This is a genomic window from Streptomyces niveus (genome assembly GCF_001723055.1).
Lineage (GTDB): Bacteria > Actinomycetota > Actinomycetes > Streptomycetales > Streptomycetaceae > Streptomyces > Streptomyces niveus.
In genome coordinates this window covers 1-20144 of record NZ_MDCR01000339.1, presented here as the reverse complement: position 1 = coordinate 20144, position 20144 = coordinate 1, and the positions used below count along the sequence as shown (strand labels likewise).

General features: G+C 71.8%; 20 protein-coding genes. 8 read left to right on the top strand and 12 right to left on the bottom strand.

The genetic code is table 11. The features are described 5' to 3' along the window. Positions 1-71 precede the first annotated feature (71 nt). Positions 72-338 (top strand): hypothetical protein, encoded by a 267-nt coding sequence (locus BHU15_RS31460; RefSeq protein WP_069630237.1) that lies wholly within the window; start codon positions 72-74, stop codon positions 336-338. Positions 339-363: 25 nt separating this feature from the next. Here the strand turns inward: BHU15_RS31460 and BHU15_RS31455 are convergent, their stop codons facing one another. Next, positions 364-1473, bottom strand: a complete 1110-nt coding sequence (locus BHU15_RS31455; protein WP_069630236.1) for a PLP-dependent cysteine synthase family protein — start codon at positions 1471-1473, stop codon at positions 364-366. Between the two features lie 243 nt (positions 1474-1716). On the opposite strand from BHU15_RS31455, the gene BHU15_RS31450 reads away from it, so the two are divergent. Together BHU15_RS31450 and BHU15_RS31445 are read left to right on the top strand one after the other, a co-directional pair. Next, on the top strand, positions 1717-2034 hold the full coding sequence (locus BHU15_RS31450; RefSeq protein WP_023543474.1) for a hypothetical protein: 318 nt from the start codon (positions 1717-1719) through the stop codon (positions 2032-2034). A 234-nt stretch (positions 2035-2268) separates the two neighbouring features. Continuing rightward, the gene (locus tag BHU15_RS31445; protein ID WP_171906965.1) at positions 2269-2811 is read left to right on the top strand and encodes an ATP-binding protein; all 543 of its coding nucleotides are present in this window, start codon (positions 2269-2271) and stop codon (positions 2809-2811) included. Between the two features lie 31 nt (positions 2812-2842). Here the strand turns inward: BHU15_RS31445 and BHU15_RS31440 are convergent, their stop codons facing one another. The 5 genes from BHU15_RS31440 to BHU15_RS31420 form a co-directional block, all read right to left on the bottom strand. Continuing rightward, positions 2843-5413, bottom strand: a complete 2571-nt coding sequence (locus BHU15_RS31440) for an ABC transporter permease (RefSeq protein WP_069630235.1) — start codon at positions 5411-5413, stop codon at positions 2843-2845. Beyond that, positions 5410-6180 (bottom strand): ABC transporter ATP-binding protein, encoded by a 771-nt coding sequence (locus tag BHU15_RS31435; protein ID WP_069630247.1) that lies wholly within the window; start codon positions 6178-6180, stop codon positions 5410-5412. The genes BHU15_RS31440 and BHU15_RS31435 overlap by 4 nt, the downstream gene beginning before the upstream one ends. A gap of 41 nt (positions 6181-6221) precedes the next feature. After that, complete coding sequence (locus tag BHU15_RS31430; RefSeq protein ID WP_069630234.1) at positions 6222-6533, bottom strand: SHOCT domain-containing protein; 312 nt, start codon at positions 6531-6533, stop codon at positions 6222-6224. 185 nt (positions 6534-6718) lie between these two features. Continuing rightward, on the bottom strand, positions 6719-7579 hold the full coding sequence (locus tag BHU15_RS31425; RefSeq protein WP_069630246.1) for a YhjD/YihY/BrkB family envelope integrity protein: 861 nt from the start codon (positions 7577-7579) through the stop codon (positions 6719-6721). Between the two features lie 184 nt (positions 7580-7763). Continuing rightward, positions 7764-8987 (bottom strand): ROK family protein, encoded by a 1224-nt coding sequence (locus tag BHU15_RS31420; protein WP_069630233.1) that lies wholly within the window; start codon positions 8985-8987, stop codon positions 7764-7766. A gap of 76 nt (positions 8988-9063) precedes the next feature. On the opposite strand from BHU15_RS31420, the gene BHU15_RS31415 reads away from it, so the two are divergent. Together BHU15_RS31415 and BHU15_RS31410 are read left to right on the top strand one after the other, a co-directional pair. Beyond that, positions 9064-10416: an MFS transporter gene (locus BHU15_RS31415; protein ID WP_079128500.1), complete on the top strand. Its 1353-nt coding sequence runs from the start codon at positions 9064-9066 to the stop codon at positions 10414-10416. Between the two features lie 74 nt (positions 10417-10490). Next, the gene (locus BHU15_RS31410) at positions 10491-10862 is read left to right on the top strand and encodes an SCO4225 family membrane protein (protein WP_069630232.1); all 372 of its coding nucleotides are present in this window, start codon (positions 10491-10493) and stop codon (positions 10860-10862) included. A gap of 43 nt (positions 10863-10905) precedes the next feature. Here the strand turns inward: BHU15_RS31410 and BHU15_RS31405 are convergent, their stop codons facing one another. The 3 genes from BHU15_RS31405 to BHU15_RS31395 all read right to left on the bottom strand — a co-directional run bounded on the left by BHU15_RS31405 (position 10906) and on the right by BHU15_RS31395 (position 13637). Next, positions 10906-11571 (bottom strand): response regulator transcription factor, encoded by a 666-nt coding sequence (locus tag BHU15_RS31405; protein ID WP_069630231.1) that lies wholly within the window; start codon positions 11569-11571, stop codon positions 10906-10908. After that, positions 11568-12821, bottom strand: a complete 1254-nt coding sequence (locus BHU15_RS31400; RefSeq protein ID WP_079128499.1) for a sensor histidine kinase — start codon at positions 12819-12821, stop codon at positions 11568-11570. The genes BHU15_RS31405 and BHU15_RS31400 overlap by 4 nt, the downstream gene beginning before the upstream one ends. A gap of 111 nt (positions 12822-12932) precedes the next feature. Further along, positions 12933-13637, bottom strand: a complete 705-nt coding sequence (locus BHU15_RS31395; RefSeq protein WP_069630230.1) for a TetR/AcrR family transcriptional regulator — start codon at positions 13635-13637, stop codon at positions 12933-12935. Between the two features lie 129 nt (positions 13638-13766). On the opposite strand from BHU15_RS31395, the gene BHU15_RS31390 reads away from it, so the two are divergent. Further along, positions 13767-14252: a nitroreductase family deazaflavin-dependent oxidoreductase gene (locus BHU15_RS31390; RefSeq protein WP_069630229.1), complete on the top strand. Its 486-nt coding sequence runs from the start codon at positions 13767-13769 to the stop codon at positions 14250-14252. A gap of 21 nt (positions 14253-14273) precedes the next feature. Here the strand turns inward: BHU15_RS31390 and BHU15_RS31385 are convergent, their stop codons facing one another. Next, complete coding sequence (locus BHU15_RS31385) at positions 14274-15671, bottom strand: geranylgeranyl reductase family protein (RefSeq protein WP_438284996.1); 1398 nt, start codon at positions 15669-15671, stop codon at positions 14274-14276. 148 nt (positions 15672-15819) lie between these two features. Between BHU15_RS31385 and BHU15_RS31380 the strand changes: the two genes are divergently transcribed. Next, positions 15820-17184, top strand: a complete 1365-nt coding sequence (locus BHU15_RS31380) for a dipeptidase (protein ID WP_069630227.1) — start codon at positions 15820-15822, stop codon at positions 17182-17184. A 170-nt stretch (positions 17185-17354) separates the two neighbouring features. Continuing rightward, on the top strand, positions 17355-18098 hold the full coding sequence (locus BHU15_RS31375) for an MBL fold metallo-hydrolase (protein WP_069630226.1): 744 nt from the start codon (positions 17355-17357) through the stop codon (positions 18096-18098). Here BHU15_RS31375 and BHU15_RS31370 read toward each other — a convergent pair. Beyond that, positions 18039-19085: an NUDIX hydrolase gene (locus BHU15_RS31370; protein WP_069630225.1), complete on the bottom strand. Its 1047-nt coding sequence runs from the start codon at positions 19083-19085 to the stop codon at positions 18039-18041. The genes BHU15_RS31375 and BHU15_RS31370 overlap by 60 nt on opposite strands. Next, positions 19082-19783, bottom strand: coding sequence for a hypothetical protein (locus BHU15_RS31365; protein ID WP_069630224.1), 702 nt, complete (start codon positions 19781-19783; stop codon positions 19082-19084). Before BHU15_RS31365 ends, BHU15_RS31370 begins: the two co-directional genes overlap by 4 nt. Positions 19784-20144: the final 361 nt, after the last annotated feature.

Here is a 20144-nt window from a genome sequence, read left to right as displayed (position 1 = left end):
CCGCTTCCGGCGCTACCGTGTGGCCCGGCGGGCCGAGTTGGACTGCGGCGGCGGACGTGGAGGGGCAACGGATGAAGCGGGTACGGGGGTTGGCCGTGGCGGTGGCCGCCGGGGCGGCGCTGCTGCTCACGGGATGCGGCGTGCCGACGGACTACAGCGAGATCGTCACGTTCACCGACGAGCACGGCCGCGCGTGCACCGCGTCGGTGGTGGTCGACCAGGAACAGAACGAGGGCGACGACTACGAGGTCTCCAGCCTCGACTGCGACTATCCCCCGGAGGGCAGGACGCCGGGACCCACCCGCTACTCCCCCTTGCCGGAGCGCGACGAGAAGTGACGGCGAGGCGGGTCGTGCGCGACGGCTAGGCGGGCCAGCGGCCCGTGCGCAGGAAGTCCTCGACGGTGGCGGTGTACGGCGTGATGTCGATGCCCTGTGCGGCGAGCCAGTCGTCGGAGTAGTACTTGTCGAGATAGCGGTCGCCGGGGTCGCAGATCAGCGTCACCACGCTGCCCTTGCGGCCCTCGGCCACCATCTCGGAGACGATCCTCAGCGCGCTCCACAGCCCGGTGCCCGTCGAACCGCCCGCCTTGCGGCCGATGGTGCGCTCCAGTACGCGTACGGCGGCGATGCTCGCCGCGTCCGGCACCTTCATCATCCGGTCGATGGCTCCGGTCACGAAGCTCGGCTCCATGCGCGGTCTGCCGATGCCCTCGATCCGTGAGCCGCGCTCGCTGCACGCCTGCGGGTCGCGCCGCGTCCAGCCGTCGAAGAAACAGGAGTTCTCCGGGTCGGGGACGCAGATCATGGTGTCGTACTGCATGTAGCGCACATAGCGGGCGACGGTCGCCGACGTACCGCCGGTGCCGGCCGTCGCGACGATCCAGGCGGGCTCCGGGTAGCGCTCCAGCCTCAGCTGCTGGTAGATCGATTCGGCGATGTTGTTGTTGCCGCGCCAGTCGGTGGCCCGCTCCGCGTACGTGAACTGGTCCATGTAGTGCCCGCCGGTCTCGGCGGCGAGGGTGGCCGACTCCTCGTACATCCGGCGCGGGTCGTCCACGAAGTGGCAGCTACCGCCGTGGAATTCGATGAGCCGGCACTTCGCGGGGCTGGTGGTGCGCGGCATGACGGCGATGAACGGGACGCCGATCAGCTTCGCGAAGTACGCCTCCGAGACGGCCGTCGAGCCGCTGGACGCCTCGATGACGGGCTTTCCGGGGCGGATCCAGCCGTTGCAGAGCCCGTACAGGAACAGCGAGCGGGCGAGGCGGTGTTTGAGGCTGCCGGTCGGGTGGGTGGACTCGTCCTTCAGATACAGGTCGATGCCCCACCGCTCGGGCAGCGGGAAGAGCAGCAGGTGGGTGTCGGCCGACCGGTTGGCGTCGGCCTGGACCTTGCGTACGGCCTCCTTGAGCCAGGCCCGGTACGCGGGGTCGCCACGGTTCACGTCGATGGTCTGCTGCTGCTCCGTCATGCGCGCCGTCCCTCGTCCCGCCGGTGCCCTTCCCCCGGCCAACAGTAAGCCCTCGACCTGGGCAAACCATGCCTTTGGGTATCCATAGCCACGCCTTGGACACGGGGCGTGCCGGGCGCCCTTCGACCGGGTCGGCAGATGGTGACGTGTCGTCAGGGGCTCGTGGGGAAGTCTCTCTGGCGTCCGCGCGTTGAGTTGTGCAGACTTCCCCGTAGGGAACAGCACGAAGGGGGCGGATCAGCCATGGCGGAGCCTGAGTTCAGCGCGAGTGGCGTCGAGATAGAGCGCTGGCCCCGCTCGCTCACCAAAGCGGGCCGGGTGCTCATCCAGGACGGCAGACTCGCGTTGTTGACCAGTTACGGGCGGGTCATCGACAGCGCGCCGCTGCGGGCGGTGCAGGCGGCGAGGCCGTGGTTCCGGGGCGAGGACAGCACGGTGGCGACGGTGAACGGCATTCGCTACCGGCTGACGATGGGCGGCGAGGGGAGACGGCCGGAGGGCCGGCTGCTGGCCGGGCGCTTCCTGGAGACCGTACGCAGGGCGGGGACGGCGAAGACCTGACAGGAGGGCGAAGGCCCGACAGGACGGCGAAGGGGCTGACATCCGGCGGTTGACGCCGAGGCCCGCGAGTTGCGGTCACGTGCCACATGGCTCACTCTGGTGTACATCACTCAGGGTGAACCGGTGGTGACGCTGCGATCCAGCCCCACCGGGCAAGACAGCAGCGAGCCTCGCGAGTGAGCTGCTGGATGTGATCCATGCCTTCCTCCGGACCTCAATCGGGGAGTCGCAGCCGTGATCAGCCAGCCAAGCAGGCAGTGCACGGTGGAGCTCCAGGCCCTGCCGTCGCGGATCCGCCAGGTCCGCAGAATCGTTTCCGCGCAATTGCGCTACTGGCAGCTCGACCCACTGATCGATCAAGCGGCGCTCGGCGTGACCGAGCTGCTCACCAACGTCCACCGGCACGCACAGCCGGACAAGATGTGCACCGTCGACATCAAACTCCTGCTCGACCGGCTCACGGTCGCGGTCCATGACCACGACCCGCGCCTGCCGACCATCAAGGAGGCCGACCCGCTCGACATGTGCGGGCGCGGTCTCGCCCTGATCGAGGCGGTCAGCGAGAGCTGGGGCGTGCGCGCGGAGGGTGACGCGGGAAAAGTCATCTGGTTCACGCTTCCCGCCTCGGCCGCCGCTCCGCCCCGGCATCCGCTGTACGGCGCGACGACGGACGGCCCGTTCTCGGGCACCTCCTTCGCCAACAGCTCCTTCGCGGGCATCCGCGCCGTGTCCGGGGAGCGCGACCACACCGCCGCCCGGTCAGCCGTCGTCGGCTGACCGGGCGGGGGGGGTCAAGGGCCGGACGGCCTCACTCCGTGGCGATGGCGCGCAGCACGTCCAGGCGTGCCGCCCTGCGGGCGGGACGCCAGCCCGCGATCGCGCCGGCCGTCAGGCCGACCACGCCGACGAGCGCCAGCTGCGCCGGCGGCAGCGCGAAGGCGAAGGCGGTGTCTCCCGCGCCCTCGGACGCCTCGACGACGACCCAGCCCAGCAGTCCGCCGAGCGCCAGTCCGCCCGCCGTACCGAAGGCGGCCACCAGCACGGACTCCCAGCGGACCATCGCCCGCAGCTGCGCCCTGGTCTGGCCGACCGCGCGCAACAGGCCCAGTTCCCCGGTGCGTTCATGGACGGCGAGGGTGAGGGTGTTGGCGATGCCCAGGAGCGCGATGAGCACGGCGAGGGCGAGCAGCGCGTAGATCAGCGTGAGCATCATGTCGATGGCCCCGGCGGAGGTCCGCGCGTACTCCTCGCGTGTCTGGACGTCCGGGTTGCCGAAGGCCGCCGCCGTCTTCTCCACGGCCGCTCCGGCCTCGGCGGCGGGGACACCGTCCGCGAAGGTGACGGAGACGAGCGTGTCGGCGTCCTGGGTACGGTGCGGGGCCCAGGCCGCGCGGGTGATGACGTAGTCGCCGGCGAGTTCGGACCGCTCGTACACCGCCCTGACCGTGAAGGTCTCCTTCCCGCCGTCGGTGAAGGTGAGCCGGGTGGTGTCGCCGACGCGCAGATTCCGGTCGTCGGCCTGCGCGCGTGACACCGCGATGCCGCGGTTGCCGAACCCGTCGAACGAGCCGTCCACGGACCCGAGATCGAAGCCCTCGGCGAGCGCCGGCGGGTCGGTGACGGTCAGCTGACGGCCGTCACCGTCGACCTCGGCCACTCCCCTGCCGAGCCCCACCGCCGAGCCCACTTCGGGGAGTTCGGCCAGGGCGGGCGCGAGCCCGGGGCTCAGCCCGCTGCCTCCGCCGCCGAACGCGGGCACGCTGACCGCGAGATCCCCGGCGAAGGAACGGGACACGGTCTGGTCCATGGTGGCCTTCAGCGAGGCGCCGAAGACCGTGAAGAGCGACACGACGGCGACGCCGATCATGAGCGCGGTGGCGGTCGCCGCCGTACGCCTGGGGCTGCGCAGGGCGTTGCGTTTGGCCAGGGCGCCCGAGACGCCGCGCAGCCGGTCCAGCGGCCCGCCCAGGAACCGTACGGCGACGGAGGAGGCCACCGGGCCGAGCACCACGAAGGCGGCGAGGGCGAGAACGGCTCCCGCCGCGGCGAGCACGAGGGACGGCGCGGCGAAGACGCCGGTCACGATGGCGGCGGTCCCGGCCAGGCCCAGCGCCGTACCGACGACGGCTCTGGTACGGGAGGCGCCCGAGTCGTCCACGGCCGTCTCGCGCAGAGCTGCCAGCGGTGCGGTGCGACCGGCCCGTACGGCGGGCAGGAGCGCCGAGCCGAGACAGACCACCACGCCGACGGCGAGCGGCAGCAGCATCGACAGCGCGCTGATCACCAACGGCCCCTCGGGGAAGGGGAATCCGATGACGGGGAACAGGGCCCGCATCCCGGCGGCGATGCCGATGCCGCCGAGCAGACCGGCCGCCGACGCGACCAGCGCGACGACGCCCGCCTCGGCGAGCGTGGCGCCCACGACCTGACGCTTGGTGGCGCCGAGGGCGCGCAACAGCGCGTTCTCGCGGGTGCGTTGGGCCACGACGATGGCGAAGGTGTTGTGGATGGAGAAGGTCGCGACGAGCAGCACGATGCCGGAGAAGACGAGCAGGAGGGTGGTGAACAGGCTCAGGAACTGTCCGGAGATCATTTCCCGGTTCTCGTCGGCCGACCGCTGTCCGGTGATCGCCTCCACGCCGGACGGCAGGACGGTCCGCAGCGAGTCTACGAGTTCGCGCTGGCTGGTGCCGGGACCGGCGCGGACCTGGATGCTCGCCGCCCGGCCAGGCTTGGCCGTGAGGTACTTCTCCGCGTCGGCCCTGGTCATCCCGGTGTAGGTGACCTGGCCCATGCCGTCCTCACCGCCGAAGGTCGCGAGACCGACGACCGTCACCCGTACCGGTTCGGGCGTCCGCAGCACGGTCGTGTCACCGATCGACAGTTTCCCGGCCTCGGCGGCGCCCCGGTTGAGCACGACCTCGCCGGTCCTCGAAGGCAGCCGCCCGGCGGCGAGTCGGTACGGGTTGAGCCGGGCGTCGTCGATCCAGTTGCCCGCGAGGGTGGGCGGGCCCTGGCCGCCGACGGGCTTGCCGTCGGAGCCGACGAGCTGTCCGGCGCCCTCGATCCTGGGTGCGACGGCGGCGACGCCGGGCGTCCGCCCGATCTTCTCGATCAGTGCGGTGTCCACCGGTTCGCGGGTGCCTTGGGTGTCGCCGGGCACGGTCACGACATTGGCGCTGCGGACGACGGCGTCGGTGCCGCCCGCCGCGTCGCCGAACAGGGTGTCGAAGCTGCCGCGCAGGGTGTCGCCCATGACGAGCGTGCCCGTCAGGAACGCCACGCCGAGCAGGACGGCGGTGAAGGTCCCGGCGAAGCGCCGTTTGTGCGCGCGGAGCGAGGAGACGCTGATACGCAACGAGGTACGCGTTCCGCTCATGACCGCGGCTCCGGGGGCAGGGGGCCGCTGGTGGTCCTCGTGTCGAACGCCTTCAGCCGGTCGAGCACCCGCTCGGCCGTCGGGTCCGTCATCCGGTCCACGAGCCGTCCGTCGGCGAGGAAGACGACCTCGTCGGCGTGGGCGGCGGCGACCGGGTCGTGCGTGACCATCACGACCGTGCGGTTCGTACGGCGCACGGTGCCGCTCAGCAGTCGTAGCACCTCCTCGCCGGAGCGCGAGTCGAGATTGCCGGTCGGCTCGTCGGCGAAGACGACGTCGGGGCTGCCCGCGAAGGCGCGGGCCACCGCGACGCGCTGCTGCTGGCCGCCGGACAGCTCGCCGGGGCGGTGGTGGAGGCGGTCGCGCAGTCCGACGACATCGATGAGGGCGTCGTACCACTCGTCGTCGCGCGCGGCGCCCGCGAGGTCCATCGGGAGGGTGATGTTCTCGGCGACGGTGAGGGTCGGGATGAGGTTGAACGCCTGGAAGACGAAGCCGACGCGCTCGCGGCGCAGCAGCGTGAGTCCGCGGTCGTCCAGCGTGCTGAGGTCCGTGTCGCCGATGAGCGCGGAACCGGAGGTGAGGGTGTCGAGTCCGGCGGCGCAGTGCATCAGGGTGGACTTGCCGGAGCCCGAGGGCCCCATGATCGCGGTGAAGCGGCCGGCCGGGAAGCCGACGCTCACCCCGTCCAGGGCCCTCACCCGCGTATCGCCCCTGCCGTAGACCTTCACGGCGTCGACGACGCGGGCGGCGGTGGCGGTGGTCATCGTGCCGGTGGTCGTCGTGCCGGTGGCGGCCGTGCCGGCGATCACGCGGCGCCGCCCTTGCCCGTACGGCCGAACTGCTCGTCCAGGACGGACAGCCGGCGCCAGTACTCGTCCTCGTCGATCTCACCGGCGGCGAACCGCCGGCCCAGCAGGCCGATCGGTGACCGCTCGTCGTACACGTCACGCGGGTCAGGCACGGACCCCCGGCCCGGCGCCCACGGGGGTCCGCCCCGGCGTCCGCGCCAGACGGTGCGGCGCAGGAGGGTGATCCCGCCGACGATCACCGCTGCCCAGACGAGCGGGAACAACAGGATCCACGGGCCGGGCCCGCCACTGTTCGCAAGGGCGTTCATCCTGATCAACTCCTCGGTTCGCGACTTCTCCGCGACGTTGTCCGTCGCTCTCTGTCGCTCGCTCTCTGTCGCTTTCGAGAGTCGCGCCGGGAGGGGGTCCGAGTCGTCGTACGGCCAGCGGCAGTGCGGGTACCCCACGGGGAGTACGCGGGCCGGGTGGGGCTGCTCCCCCTGAGGACGGGGGCTCAGCTGTCGTCGAGGTCCCTGAGCCGGCGGAACACCCGGCCGTCGTGGGCGAGGCGGCCCACCAGCGCCCCGCCGTAGACGACGAATCCCACGCCGACGAGCCAGGACTGGAGGACCAGTACGGTCCCGAACGGGCCGTACGTGACGGCGCTGGAGGCGATCAGCGGCGAGAAGACGAGCTGCGAGAAGCCGCGCAGGCCGAGCAGACCGAGGGTGGTGGCAGCGGCGCCGGGCAGCAGCGCCTTCCAGCGGACGCGCCCGCCGAGCAGCATGCGCTGGGCGATCCAGAAGAACAGGAACGTGCCGATGAGGTCCAGCACGACGACCACCAGGGGGCCGAGCACGGGATGGTCGGGTCTGGGGGTGTTGGTGAAGCCGAGCAGCGCGGCCACCAGCAGGGCCAGGAAGACGACATGGCGCCACATGGTGTGCCAGCGGGCGGTGGGCAGGTCCCAGACCTTCTCGTAGCCGGTCTGGACGGCGGAGCCGAAGGTCAGTCCGAAGACGGCGAGCGCGGCGAGTCCGAAGGCGGTGGTGCGCTGGAGCGCCGTGTTCGGCACGCCGAACAGCCGCTCGACCTGTCTCTGGGACTCGTGGGTGACCCCGATCGCCTGGCCGAGCCAGCGCGCGAAGCCCTGGCCGCTGTTGGGTTCGGCCGCGGCGACGAGGACCAGCACCGGGACGAGGGTGAGGAATCCGAGCGCCGCGAACCCCATGGCCCGGTGCATCAGTTCGATGTCGCGCCCACGGATCCAGGCGAGCCCCAGAGGTGATTCGCGCAGCCACCGGTCGAGGCGCCGGAACCAGCGCGGCGGGGGCGGCGGGGGCTCGGCGCCGGACGGCTCGGTCCCGGACGGCATCTCGGTCATACGGGGTGACCTACCCGTGTTGGGGCGGCGAACCGTCTGCGGTGCGGCCGGACGGGTGGTGGGCGAGGAGTGGTGCCCGCGTGCGCTGCCCGCCGTACGCCGGGCGCGCGCCCGGCGTCAGGCCCGGTCCCGCAGGCCCGGTCCCGCCAGGCCCGGTCACGCAGATCCGGTCCCGTCAGGTCAGTGCGGCCAGCGGGTCGTCCAGGACCGGCTGCCAGGCCAGTTCGGCGGCGCCGACCAGGCTGTTGTGGTCGAGCGTGCACGCGAGGATCGGTACGCTCCCGCTGCGTCCCCACAGGCTGCGGTCGGCGACGACGGCGCGCAGCCGGGCGGGGTCGGCGTCGAGCAGTTCGCGGTGCAGGCCGCCGAGGATGACGCGGTCCGGGTTGAGGATGTTCACCAGTCCGGCGAGCCCTTGGCCCAGCCGGTCGATCAGCTCCTCGGCCGCCGCCCGTACGGACCGGTCCGCGTACTCCGTACGGAGCAGGTCCCGCGACTGCTGGAGCAGCGATCCCTCGGGACCGGGCTCCCGGCCCGCCGCGTCGAGGAAGGCGAGCGGGTCGGTCTCGACGTCGAGACAGCCCCGGCTGCCGCAGTGGCAGGGCCTGCCCTCGGGGTTGACGGTCAGATGGCCGACTTCGAGCGCCAGTCCCGAACTGCCCGTGTGCAGACGGCCGTCAACGACGAGCGCGCCGCCGACACCGCGATGTCCCGTGGCGACGCAGAGGAGTTGGCCGGCGCCCCGGCCGGCGCCGTGCCGGTGTTCGGCGAGGGCGGCCAGGTTGACGTCGTTGCCGGTGAAGGCGGGGCCCTCGATGCCGGCGGCGCGTACCTGTTCGACGAAGAGGTCGCGTACGGGGGCGCCCGCCGGCCAGGCGAGGTGCAGCGGGTTGAGCGCGGTGCCTTCCGGTTCGGCGACCGCCGAGGGGACGGCGAGACCGGCGCCGACGCAGCGCCGTCCGCTGTCGCGCAGCAGCGCGGCGCCCTCGGCGACGACCGCGCCGAGCACCTGGGCGGGGTCGGAGGAGACGATGACGCAGCCGGGGGTGGTGGCGACCGTACGGCCGCCGAGTGCGACCAGGGCGGCACGGAAGCCGTCGGCGTGCACCTGGGCGGCGAGCACCACCGGGCCGGTGTCGTCCACGGCGAGCCGGTGCGAGGGGCGGCCCTGGGAACCGGCCGCGGCGCCGGGGCGGGAGTCGACCAGGATCAGGCCGAGCGCTTCCAGTTCGGCGGCGACGGCGCCCGCCGTGGCGCGGGTGACGCCCAGTTCCGTGGTGAGCACGGCGCGGGTGGGCGCGCGGCCCGTGTGCACCAGTTCCAGAGCGGGGCCGAGCGCGCTGCGGCCTCTCTCCAGTCGGGTCCTGGTCGTCGTTGCCTTGTCCGCCCTGCCGTTCATATGGGTGAGTCTCCCATGATCCCGCCGTTGAACCGCCGCCTTGTACGGATCGGCCCCGAGCCCCTATCCTTACTTTGTGCCGAACCTAAACAAACTCCGGACGGCCATAACGGGGGGTCGCGGCGGAGATCCCGCCACCGACGCCGCGCTGTCCCGCCTCATCCGCCTCCGTACCACTCTGACCATCTTCTTCGCCCTGGACGGCTTCCTCTTCGCCGGCTGGGTCGTCCGTATCCCCGCCATCAAGCAGCAGACCGGCGCGTCGGCGAGCGACCTCGGGCTGGCCCTCCTCGGGGTGTCCGCCGGTGCCGTGGTCACGATGATGTTCACCGGGCGGATGTGCGCGCGGTTCGGCAGTCATCCGGTGACCGTGGTCAGTTCGCTGCTGCTGGCGCTGAGCATCGCCCTGCCCGCGCGGACGCACTCGGCGCTGACGCTGGGTCTCGTGCTGCTCCTCTTCGGCGCCGCGTACGGGGCGCTCAACGTCTCCATGAACAGCGCGGCCGTCGATTTCGTCGCCGCGCTGCGCCGCCCGGTGATGTCCAGCTTCCACGCCGCGTTCAGCCTGGGCGGCATGGCGGGCGCGGGGCTCGGCGCGCTGGTGGCGGGCGGTCTCTCCGCGTCCACGCACCTGCTCGCGCTCACGGGCGTCGGCCTGCTCGTCACCGTGCTGGCCGGCCCCTCGCTGCTGCGCCACACGCTGCCGCCGGCCGCGGGCCCGGCGCCCTCCACGGGGAAGGCGGCCGCTTCGGGGAAGGCGGCGGCTCCGCGCCGGCTCGACCGGCGTACACGGCGGCTGGTCGTCCTGTTCGGCGTGATCGCGCTGTGCACCGCGTACGGGGAGGGTGCCCTCGCCGACTGGGGCGCCCTGCATCTCGCCCAGGACCTGGACGCCGGCGCCGGGCTCGCCGCCGCCGGGTACTCGCTGTTCGCCCTCGCCATGACGGTGGGCCGGCTGTCCGGTACGGCGCTGCTCGAACGGCTCGGCCAGACCCGCACGTTGGTCGCCGGTGGTGTGCTCGCGGCGCTCGGCATGCTGCTGGGCGCGCTGGCGCCGACGACCTGGCTCGCCCTGGCTGGCTTCGCCGTCACCGGGCTCGGTCTCGCCAACATCTTCCCGGTGGCCGTGGCCAGGGCGGGCGCGCTGGCCGGCCCGAGCGGCGTCGCCGCCGCGTCCACGCTGGGGTACGGCGGCATGCTGCTGGGGCCGCCCGCGATCGGCTTCCTCGCCGACTGGTTCTCCCTGCCCGTCGCGCTGACCACCGTCGCGCTGCTGGCCGCCGCCGCGGCCCTCATCGGGTACTCGGCGCGCAATGTCCCGGTGCCCGATTCGGGGGCAGCGGCCCACCGGGGAGTCCCGGCGGAGATCCCCGCCGACTTCCCCGCGGAAGCCCCGGCGACGGCCCGCACGGCACACCAGGAGGGATGAGTAGCCGTACTCAGGCACATGCGTTCGGACCGTCCCACGATGGAGGAACCCAACCGACACGGGAGAAACACCTCATGACGTCAGGACGCCTGAACGCACTGGCCCGGCTCGCCCAGGGCCCCGCCCGGCTCGTCTACGGCAACCGGGCCTCCCAGATCTACCTCGCCGTCGTCGCCGCGACAGCGGTGTTCGTCGCCGTCGACACGCTGTTCGTGCACCACGACGACGCGTCGTTCGCGGGGGTGTGGCTGTTCTTCCTGGCCGCGCCCACGGTCTTCCTCTTCTTCGCCGGCGGATCGATGATCGGCGAGTCGTTCGCCTCGTCGTCCGCGTTCGGCTACGTGGCCCTCGTCGCCTCCGTACTCATCCAGGCGGCGGCCGTCGGGGCGTTCGTCCGGCTGCTGAGCGACCGGCCCGGCCACGCGCGTACGCCGCGTGAGGCGTGAGGCGTGAGGCGCAAGGCGTGAGGCCTGCTGCACCAGGGATCCGTCAGCCGAGCCAGCCCGGTCGCACCAGCCCCGACTCGTAGGCCCTGACGACCAGTTGGGCCCGGTCACGGGCGCCGAGCTTCACCATCGTGCGGCTCACATGGGTCTTGGCGGTGAGCGGGCTGACGACCAGCCTGCGGGCGATCTCCTCGTTCGAGAGCCCGATCCCGACGAGAGCCATCACCTCCCGCTCCCGCTCGGTGAGTTCGCCGAGGCCGTCGGCCGACGTCGGCGCCTTGGAACGCGAGGCGAACTCCGCGATCAGCCGCCGCGTCACACCGGGCGACAGCAGCGCGTCACCGTCCGTCACCGCCCGTACGGCGCGCAGCAGTTCCTCCGGTTCGGTGTCCTTGACGAGAAAGCCGGAGGCGCCGGAGCGCAGCGCCTCGAAGACGTACTCGTCGAGTTCGAAGGTGGTGAGCATGACCACCTTCACCTGGTCGAGACCGCCGTCCTCGGTGATCCTGCGGGTGGCGTCGAGCCCGTCCATCACCGGCATCCGGATGTCCATCAGGACGACGTCCGGGGCGAGTTCGCGCACCTTGCGCAGCGCGTCCGCACCGTCGGCGGCCTCCCCCGCGACCTCGATGTCGGGCTGGGCGTCGAGCAGGGCGCGGAAGCCTGCCCGTACCAGCGACTGGTCGTCGGCGAGCAGGACACGGATCACGGTGTCTCCTTGGGCTTCAGGGGGAGGGTGGCCCGTACGCGGAAGCCGCCCTCCGGGCGGGGACCCGCCTCGATGGTGCCACCGAGGGCGGCGGCCCGTTCACGCATTCCGGCCAGGCCGTTGCCACTGCCGCCGGCCTCGTCTCCGGTGGCGGGTCCCGCGTCGTCGATACGGAGGGTGAGCAGGCCCGGCCCGTAACCGACCTGGACGTCAGCCGTACGGGAGCCGGAGTGCCGCACCACGTTGGTGAGGGCCTCCTGGACGATGCGGAAGGCGGCGAGATCGGCGCCGGGCGCCAGCGCGACCCGCTTGCCCCGGGTCTCGATCGCGACGGTCAGACCGGCACCGGCCGCCTGCTCCACCAGTTCGGGGAGCCGGTCGAGTCCCGGCGCGGGGGCGCGGGGGGCGTCGCCGGAGGTTCTGAGCGTGTCGAGGACCTGCCGTACCTCGCCCAGCGCCTCCTTGCTCGCGGCCTTGATGGTGGTGAGCGCGGTGCGGGCCTGTTCCGGGTCGGAGTCGATGAGCGCGAGGCCCACGCCCGCCTGGACGTTGATGACCGAGATGGAGTGGGCGAGCACGTCGTGGAGTTCGCGCGCGATGCGCAGCCGCTCCTCGTCGGCGCGGCGCGCCTCGGCGGCGGCGCGTTCCTGCCGGGCGTGCAGCCACTGTTCCCGGCGCACCCTGACCAGTTCGGAGCCGACGAGCACGGCCACCACCCAGGCGGCGACACCCACTTCGGGCCCCCAGGCCGCGCCGGCGTCGCCGCCCGGCGGCAGAAATCGGTAGAGCACATGGCCGACGAGCAGATGACTGGCCCACAGCAGGCCGATCGCCCACCAGGCGGCCCGGCGGTGTCCGGAGACGATCGCGGCGAAGCAGGCGACGGCGACGGTGAGGAAGATCGGGCCGTAGGGGTAGCCGGCGCCGAGGTACAGCATCGCCGACAGGCAGACGCCGAAGACGCAGAGGACCGGATACCGGTGGCGCAGCAGGAGCAGCGCGGGGCCGGCGAGCAGCAGGACGCGGGCGAACGCGTCGAGCTGTTCGCGGTCCGGCTGCCCCTTCGCGGCGAAGCCCGTACCGATCATGACGAAGACGGCGATCAGCACACTGGTGAACCAGGGCAGCCGCGCCAGGCCCCAGCGCCCGTCGGGGCCGTCCAGGCCGTCCCCCGTCCCGTCGGCGCCCGTCCAGGGCCCGCCCCTGAGCCAGGGGGGACCGAACCCGTGGCGCCTGATCCGCTGTTCCATACCGGTCACGCTAGACGGGCCGACGGGTGCCGGGCGTCCGCCGGGCGGGGCGACCTGGCGTACTCCTGGTGGAGTACGGCGTGACGCCGCGGACTCATGCGGTCACCTGGCTCAGGTGCTCAGACCCACGTCGTGGGCGAGGTGTGTCGTCGCGTGCGCGAAGAGTCCGTCGCGGGCCTCGACCACCCGGTTGAACTGGCCGAAGAGTTCAAACGAGATCAGGCCGTAGAGCTGTGCCCAGGCCGCGACAATGGCGACGCCTGTGCCGGGCGGCAGTCCGGGGGCGAACTCGTCGACCAGCCGCCGGTCCTCCTCCCGCAGGTTCGCGGCGGGTGCCGGCGGGATGAGGACACCGTCCTCGTGGGCGTCGCGGAGTACGGAGATGAGGGAGAGGGCCACGCGGGCGGCGGGTCCGGTGGTAGACATCGGCGCGGTGTAGTCCGGTACGGGCGAGCCGTGGATGAGGGCGTACTCGTGCGGGTGGGCGAGGGCCCAGGCCCGTACCCGCGCGCAGATCGCGACCCAGCGGGCCACATGGTCCGCCGCCCCACCGTCACCGGAGGGCCCTTCCGCGAGCGCGCTCTCCGCCGCCTCGCCGACGGCGTCGAACGCGTCGATGATGAGAGCGGTCAGCAGATCGTCCCGGCTGGGGAAGTAGCGGTAGAGCGCGGACGAGACCATACCCAGTTCGCGGGCGACGGCGCGCAGTGACAGCTTCACCGCGCCCTCCTTGGCCAGGCGTCTGCGGGCCTCGTCCTTGATCGCAGCGGTGACCTCGGCACGGGCCCGTTCTCTCGCTCCCCGGATGGTCGTCATGGGGACAGGGTGACATGCGGCAGAGCACCGTACAAATAAGAGAGCAGTGCTCTTGCTTTCCCGCGTCTCATCAAGGCAGACTGCCCACAAGGGAGAGCACCGCTCTCGCAATCACCTCTGGAGCACACCATGTCGCAGCCGCCCACGCCCCCGCAGTCGGAGTCGGAGTCGAAGCCGTACTACGTCAAACCAGGCAAGGGCGACGCCCGGTTCAACAGCCTCATCGCGGCTCTCGCCCGGCGTGGTGTGAGCTTCTTCGGCTCGGCGGAGCTTTCCGTGCCGGGCCGCAAGAGCGGCCGGATCCAGCGCATCCCCGTCAACCCGTTCACCTACGAGGGCAATCAGTATCTGATCTCGGCGCGCGGCCACTCCCAGTGGACGCTCAACATGAGGGCGGCCGGGCGCGGCGAACTGCGCGTGGGCCGCCGGGTGCGGGCCTTCACCGCAGTGGAGATCCCGGACGCGGAGAAGGTCGCCCTGCTGCGCGGCTATCTGCGGCGCTGGGGCTGGGAAGTCTCCGGATACTTCGGCGGCGTCACCGCCAAGTCCTCCGACGAGGAGATCCTGGCGGCGGCCCCCGACCACCCCGTCTTCCTGATCAGCATGGACTCCTGAACGGCTCCGGACCCACCGGAATCATGTGGTGACCGCGCCGTCCTTCTGGTCCTTGTCACGGTCGTCGTCGTCCCGTGCCGACTCCCGGTCCTGCTCCCGGCCGCTCTTGCCCGTGCCCTGCGCGGCGCCCGCCTTCTGCCGGTCGAGCACGTCCAGCGCGCGGCGGGCCAGCGGATGTGTCCGTACGAGGCCGCCCAGGGACGTCACCCCGCGCGTGATGTCGGCGAAGGCCTTCCACGCGGGCCGGAATCCGGTGATCGCCGCGTGCAGCATTCCCGGCCTGCGTTCGAAGACGGAGAGCATCCGGCGGCCGACGCTCATCTCCACGCCGAGGCCCGCCTTGATCGCGAAGGCGTAGTTCAGCGCCTGGCGGCGGGCGTCCACCGCGTCGTGCGCCTCCGAGATCCGGACGGCCCACTCCCCCGCGAGCCGGCCCGACCGCAGGGCGAAGGAGATGCCTTCCCTGGTCCACGGCTCCAGCAGCCCCGCCGCGTCGCCGCACACCAGCACCCGGCCGCGGGAGAGCGGCGAGTCGTCGCTGCGGCAGCGGGTCAGATGGCCCGACGAGATCGCGGGCTCGAATCCGGCCAGCCCCTGCTTGGCGACGAAGTCCTCCAGATAGCGCTTCGTCGCGGCGCCGTCACCGCGCGCCGAGATGACGCCGACGGTGAGCGTGTCGCCCTTGGGGAACACCCAGCCGTAACTCCCCGGCAGCGGGCCCCAGTCGATGAGGACCCGGCCCGACCAGTCCTCGGCGACCGTCGGCGGCACCGGGATCTCCAGCTCCAGGCCGAGGTCGACCTGGTCGAGCTTCACCCCGACATGAGCGCCTATCCGGCCCGCGCTGCCGTCGGCGCCGACGACCGCGCGCGCCAGGATCGTCTCGCCGTCGGCGAGGACCACGGCGACCGTACGGCGGTCGGGCACGGCCGGGCCGTGCTGCTGGACGCGGGAGACCGAGGCGCCGGTACGGAGCACGGCGCCCGCCTTCTGGGCGTGCTCCACCAGACTCGCGTCGAACTCGGGCCTGTTGATGAGCCCGAAGAGCATGCGGCGGGAGCGGCGGGTCCGGGACAGCTTGCCGTTCAGCGAGAACGTGACCGCGTGCACCCGGTCGCGCAGGGGCAGTTCGAAGCCGGGGGGCAGCGAATCGCGCGAGGGGCCGATGATCCCCCCTCCGCAGGTCTTGTAGCGGGGCAGCTCGGCCTTCTCCAGCAGCAGCACATGGCGGCCCGCGACCGCCGCCGCGTAGGCCGCGGACGCTCCCGCCGGGCCCGCGCCGACCACGACGACGTCCCACACCGACCGGTCGTGCTCACCTGCCGGACCGGCCTCGGGAACAGTCTCGGGACCGGACTCGGGATCCGTCCCGGACGTGCTTCCAGATTCACTTCCGGCGTCTGCGTTCTCGCTGCTCACGATGTGCTTCTGCTCCTGATCCGACCGGTGGCCCTTGCTCTCGCACGGCATCCTACGGCGCCTTGGGGCCTGGCCCGTTGTGGGAGGATCGGCCCAGTCCTCGACGCGTACACAAACACCTAACGTCGCACCCGCCAGGAGCGTGCCCATGTCCGTCAGTCCGATCGCAGAAACCGTCGCTTCGCTGATGCCCCGCGCGCGGGCGGAGCTCGCGGAGCTGGTGGCCTTCCGGTCGGTGGCGGATCCCGCGCAGTTCCCCCGCAGCGAGTGCGAGGCCGCCGCCGCGTGGGTGGCGGACGCCCTGCGGGCCGAGGGCTTCCAGGATGTCGAGGCGCTGGACACCCCGGACGGCACCCAGTCCGTGTACGGCTTCCTGCCCGGCCCCGAAGGGGCCCCGACGGTGCTGCTGTACGCGCACTACGACGTGCAGCCGCCGCTCGACGAGAGCGCCTGGGCCTCGCCGCCGTTCGAGCTGACGGAGCGCGACGGCCGCTGGTACGGACGCGGCGCCGCCGACTGCAAGGGCGGCTTCGTGATGCACCTGCTCGCGCTGCGCGCGCTGAAGGCGGCGGGCGGTGTGCCGGTGGGCGTCAAGGTGATCGTGGAGGGCTCGGAGGAGCAGGGCACCGGCGGTCTGGAGCGGTACGCCGAGGAGCACCCGGAGTTGCTGGCCGCCGACACGATCGTCATCGGTGACACGGGCAACTTCCGGGTCGGGCTGCCGACGGTCACGGCGACGCTGCGCGGCATGACCATGCTGCGCGTCCAGGTCGACACCCTCGAAGGCAACCTGCACTCCGGGCAGTTCGGCGGCGCGGCCCCGGACGCCCTCGCCGCGCTCATCCAACTGCTGGCCTCGCTGCGGTCGGAGGACGGTTCGACGACGGTGGACGGCCTGGCCGCCGACGCCGACTGGGACGGACTGGCCTATCCCGAGGCCGACTTCCGTAAGGACGCCAAGGTGCTGGACGGTGTCGGGCTGATCGGACGGGACACCGTCGCCGACCGGGTGTGGGCCAGGCCCGCGGTCACCGTCATCGGTATCGACTGCCCGCCCGTGGTCGGCGCGACCCCGTCGCTCCAGGCGAGTGCACGAGCGCAGATCAGTCTGCGGGTGCCGCCGGGCCAGGACGCCGCCGAGGCGACGAAACTCCTCACCGCGCACATCGAGGCGCACACCCCGTGGGGCGCGCGGGTGGCGGTCGAACAGGTCGGGCAGGGCCAGCCGTTCCGCGCGGACACCGCGAGCCCCGCGTACACCTCGATGGCCGAGGCGATGCGGGTCGCCTATCCGGGCGAGGAGATGCAGACCGCCGGCATGGGCGGTTCCATCCCGCTGTGCAACACGCTGGCCGCGCTGTACCCGGAGGCGGAGATCCTGCTGATCGGGCTGAGCGAGCCGGAGGCGCAGATCCACGCGGTCAACGAGAGCGTCTCGCCGCAGGAGTTGGAGCGGCTGTCGGTCGCCGAGGCGCACTTCCTGGTCAACTACGCCCGTTCCAAGCAGAGTTGACGGATCGTCACCTTTCGGTGACCCCGCCTGTCACGCGCCCCGCCGGCCGGCGGGGCGCGGGTCTGACGCGGGAGGGCGCGAGGAGGTTCACTCCGCCGTTCTGCGGACAGCGGAAATCGCCGTCAGCGAAGTGGTGCGCACGGCCCTTCCACACTGCATACATTCGACATATGGATCTCGTTGCGATCAGTCCACGGCTGCATATGCTCCGTTTCCCCATCGGTCAGGCGTACTTGTGGCAGGACGAGAACGAGCTGACTCTCGTCGACTCCGGTCATGTCTACGCGGGGCCGGACATCGAGTACGCCATCCGCGATCTCGGTCTCACCCCCGGGAATCTGCGCCGTATCGTCCTCACCCACTGCCACCGCGACCATGTGGGCGCGGCGCAGGAGCTGGCGGGTCGGTACGGCGCCGAGGTGATGGCGCACCGGCTCGACGCACCGGTCATCCGCGGCGAGTGGCCCGTACCCGACCCGCTGCTCCTCGACTGGGAGATCCCGCTGTACGAGCACGGGCTCACCGTGCCGCCCGCGCCGCCCACCCGGGTCGACCGTGAGCTGGAGGACGGCGACGAGCTGCCCTTCGGCGACGGCGCCCGGGTGGTGCACGTGCCGGGGCACACGTACGGCTCCATCGCCGTCCATCTGCCCTACCACGGTGTGCTGTTCACGGGTGACGCCGTGGCCGCCGCCGAAGGCCGGGTGATGCTGGGTGTGTTCAACGTCAACCGCGAGAGCGCCAAGCGGTCCATGATCCGGCTGGCGGCGCTGGGTCCCTCGACCGTCTGTTTCGGCCATGGTGATCCGCTCGTCACCGACGCCACCACGGACGCGGCCTCCGTGCTGCGCGTGTCAGCCGACCGGGACACCGGCCTCCAGATTGAGCACGGTCCGCCGCTCCCGGGCCCGTAGCGCCCAGCACAGCCGCTCGAAGCGGGCGGGCGGCAGCAGTGACGCCGCCTCGTCCTCGGTGACGAACCGCCAGCCGCGCAGCTCCGAGCCGGGCAGCAGCAGCCGCTCGGCGTCGTGGACCGGCAGCCGCCCGCCGTCGAAGAGCAGCCGCAGACCGCCGAAGCCCGGCGGCCTCGGCGGCTCCCAGTCGACCACCAACAGCCTTGGCACCTGGCCGAGTTCGATGCCGATCTCCTCGGTGACCTCGCGCATCCCGGCACGGGCCGGGGCCTCGCCGCGCTCGACCACCCCGCCCGGGAACTCCCAGCCCGGCTTGTAGGTGGGATCGACGAGCAGCACCCGGTCCCGCTCGTCGAAGAGGAGCACGCCCGCCGCGACGGTCTCCGCCGTCGGCTCGGGTGTCTGCACGATCTCGCAGAGCCCCGCCGTGCCCGCGTGGACGGCCTCGGCGACGACCGCCGCGCTCTGCGCCGGTGTGAGCCCCCCGGCCTCGACGACCAGGGCGTCCGACGTGAGCCAGCCGAGGGCGCTGCGGTAGGGCTCGATGTGCTCGTAGGCCCACTGTCTGGCGCGCTCGGTGCGGGCCGGGTCGTCGCCGCCCGTGTCCGCACCGCCGCGCCCGGCTATTCGCCCGCGCAAAATCGTTTCGTCCAGCGCCAGCAGCACATGCCGGACAGGAATGCGACGGGCCGCCAGACCGCCGAAGATCTCGTCCCGGTACTCCTGCCGCAGCAGTGTCATCGGGACGACGAGCACGCCGCCCACGTCGGCGAGCAGCGCGGCGGCCGTGTCCACGACCAGCCGGCGCCAGATGGGCAGGTCCTGAAAGTCGCTCACCTCGGCGAGTCGCTTCTGCGGCAGCAGCTCCCGCAGCCCGGATCCGGTCAGCCCGGGGTCGTACAGAGTGCTGTTCGGGATCATGTCGATCAGCTCGCGCGCCGTACTGGTCTTGCCCGCTCCGAACGCACCGTTGACCCAGACGATCATTCATACTCCAGCACAGGAAGGCCGCTGACCAGCGGCGATGCGGCATTCGCTAGATCATCTGGAAGCGCCATGGGAAATGGTGGCGTCCACAGACCGGTACCCACTACCTCCTTCTCCCAGACGCCCTGGAGGTACTCCACGATCCGCTCTTCCATCGCGACCGTTACTTCGCTATATGTTCCCTCCACCCCGGGCAGTTCATGCCCCATCCTCGCTTCCACGGCAACTCTCGGGATGTCCCCCGCCTCGTCCAGCTTCGCCTTCGCCCAGTGCCGCAGCCGGTAGATGTCCTCCCCTGCCATCTCCGGAACCGCCGGCATCTCGGGCCTTGCCCACCGGGCATACCGCGGGCCGGAATTGCGCTCCTGCGCGCCGTCCCGGATGGGGTACCAGTAGTCGCGGTCGAAATCGGTTCCCAGCAGGGGCCTGCCCGTCACTGAGAGGAACGCCCAGGGCTTCGCGTGAGAGGCCAGCTGTGCCCCATGCATCTCACGGAGGATGGGCGGGATCACCAGTGTTCTCCATGAGTCGTACTTGGGTGCCGCGAGCACTGGCTTCCTGTCCGCCATGTACGTCTGGTATCGAATCCGCATCGCGCGCAGTCCCTCGTACCGCGGCTCCGCTTCCTCACGGACTTCGGAGTCAGGCTCGGACGCGGGCCAGTACGGGGAGCAGTAGCCCCTCTGGAGGCCGAACATCTCCCCGGGCGGGCGGGCGCCGGAGAAGGCGATCGTCCATATGTACGTCCAGCCGGTGTAGCCCCAGACGGTGTACGCGTTCGCGGCAATCTGGTGACCTGGGCCCGGTTGACGTCGCGGGCGTAGTGGCAAGGGCCGCTGCCGCTGGTGGTGTGTCCGCCCAGGCGGAGGGGCTCTTCTGTGTCCAGGTGACGCACTCACTCACCACGCAGGAACACCGGGTCCATGGGACGTGACAGACGGTCCATGAGACAGTCAGCTCACCGCTGACTCACTGGAAGGACTCATGAGATCACACCCCGGCTCCAGGACGTGATCGATGAGGAATGGACCTGGGCGAACTACCCCATGCCCTGGTGCA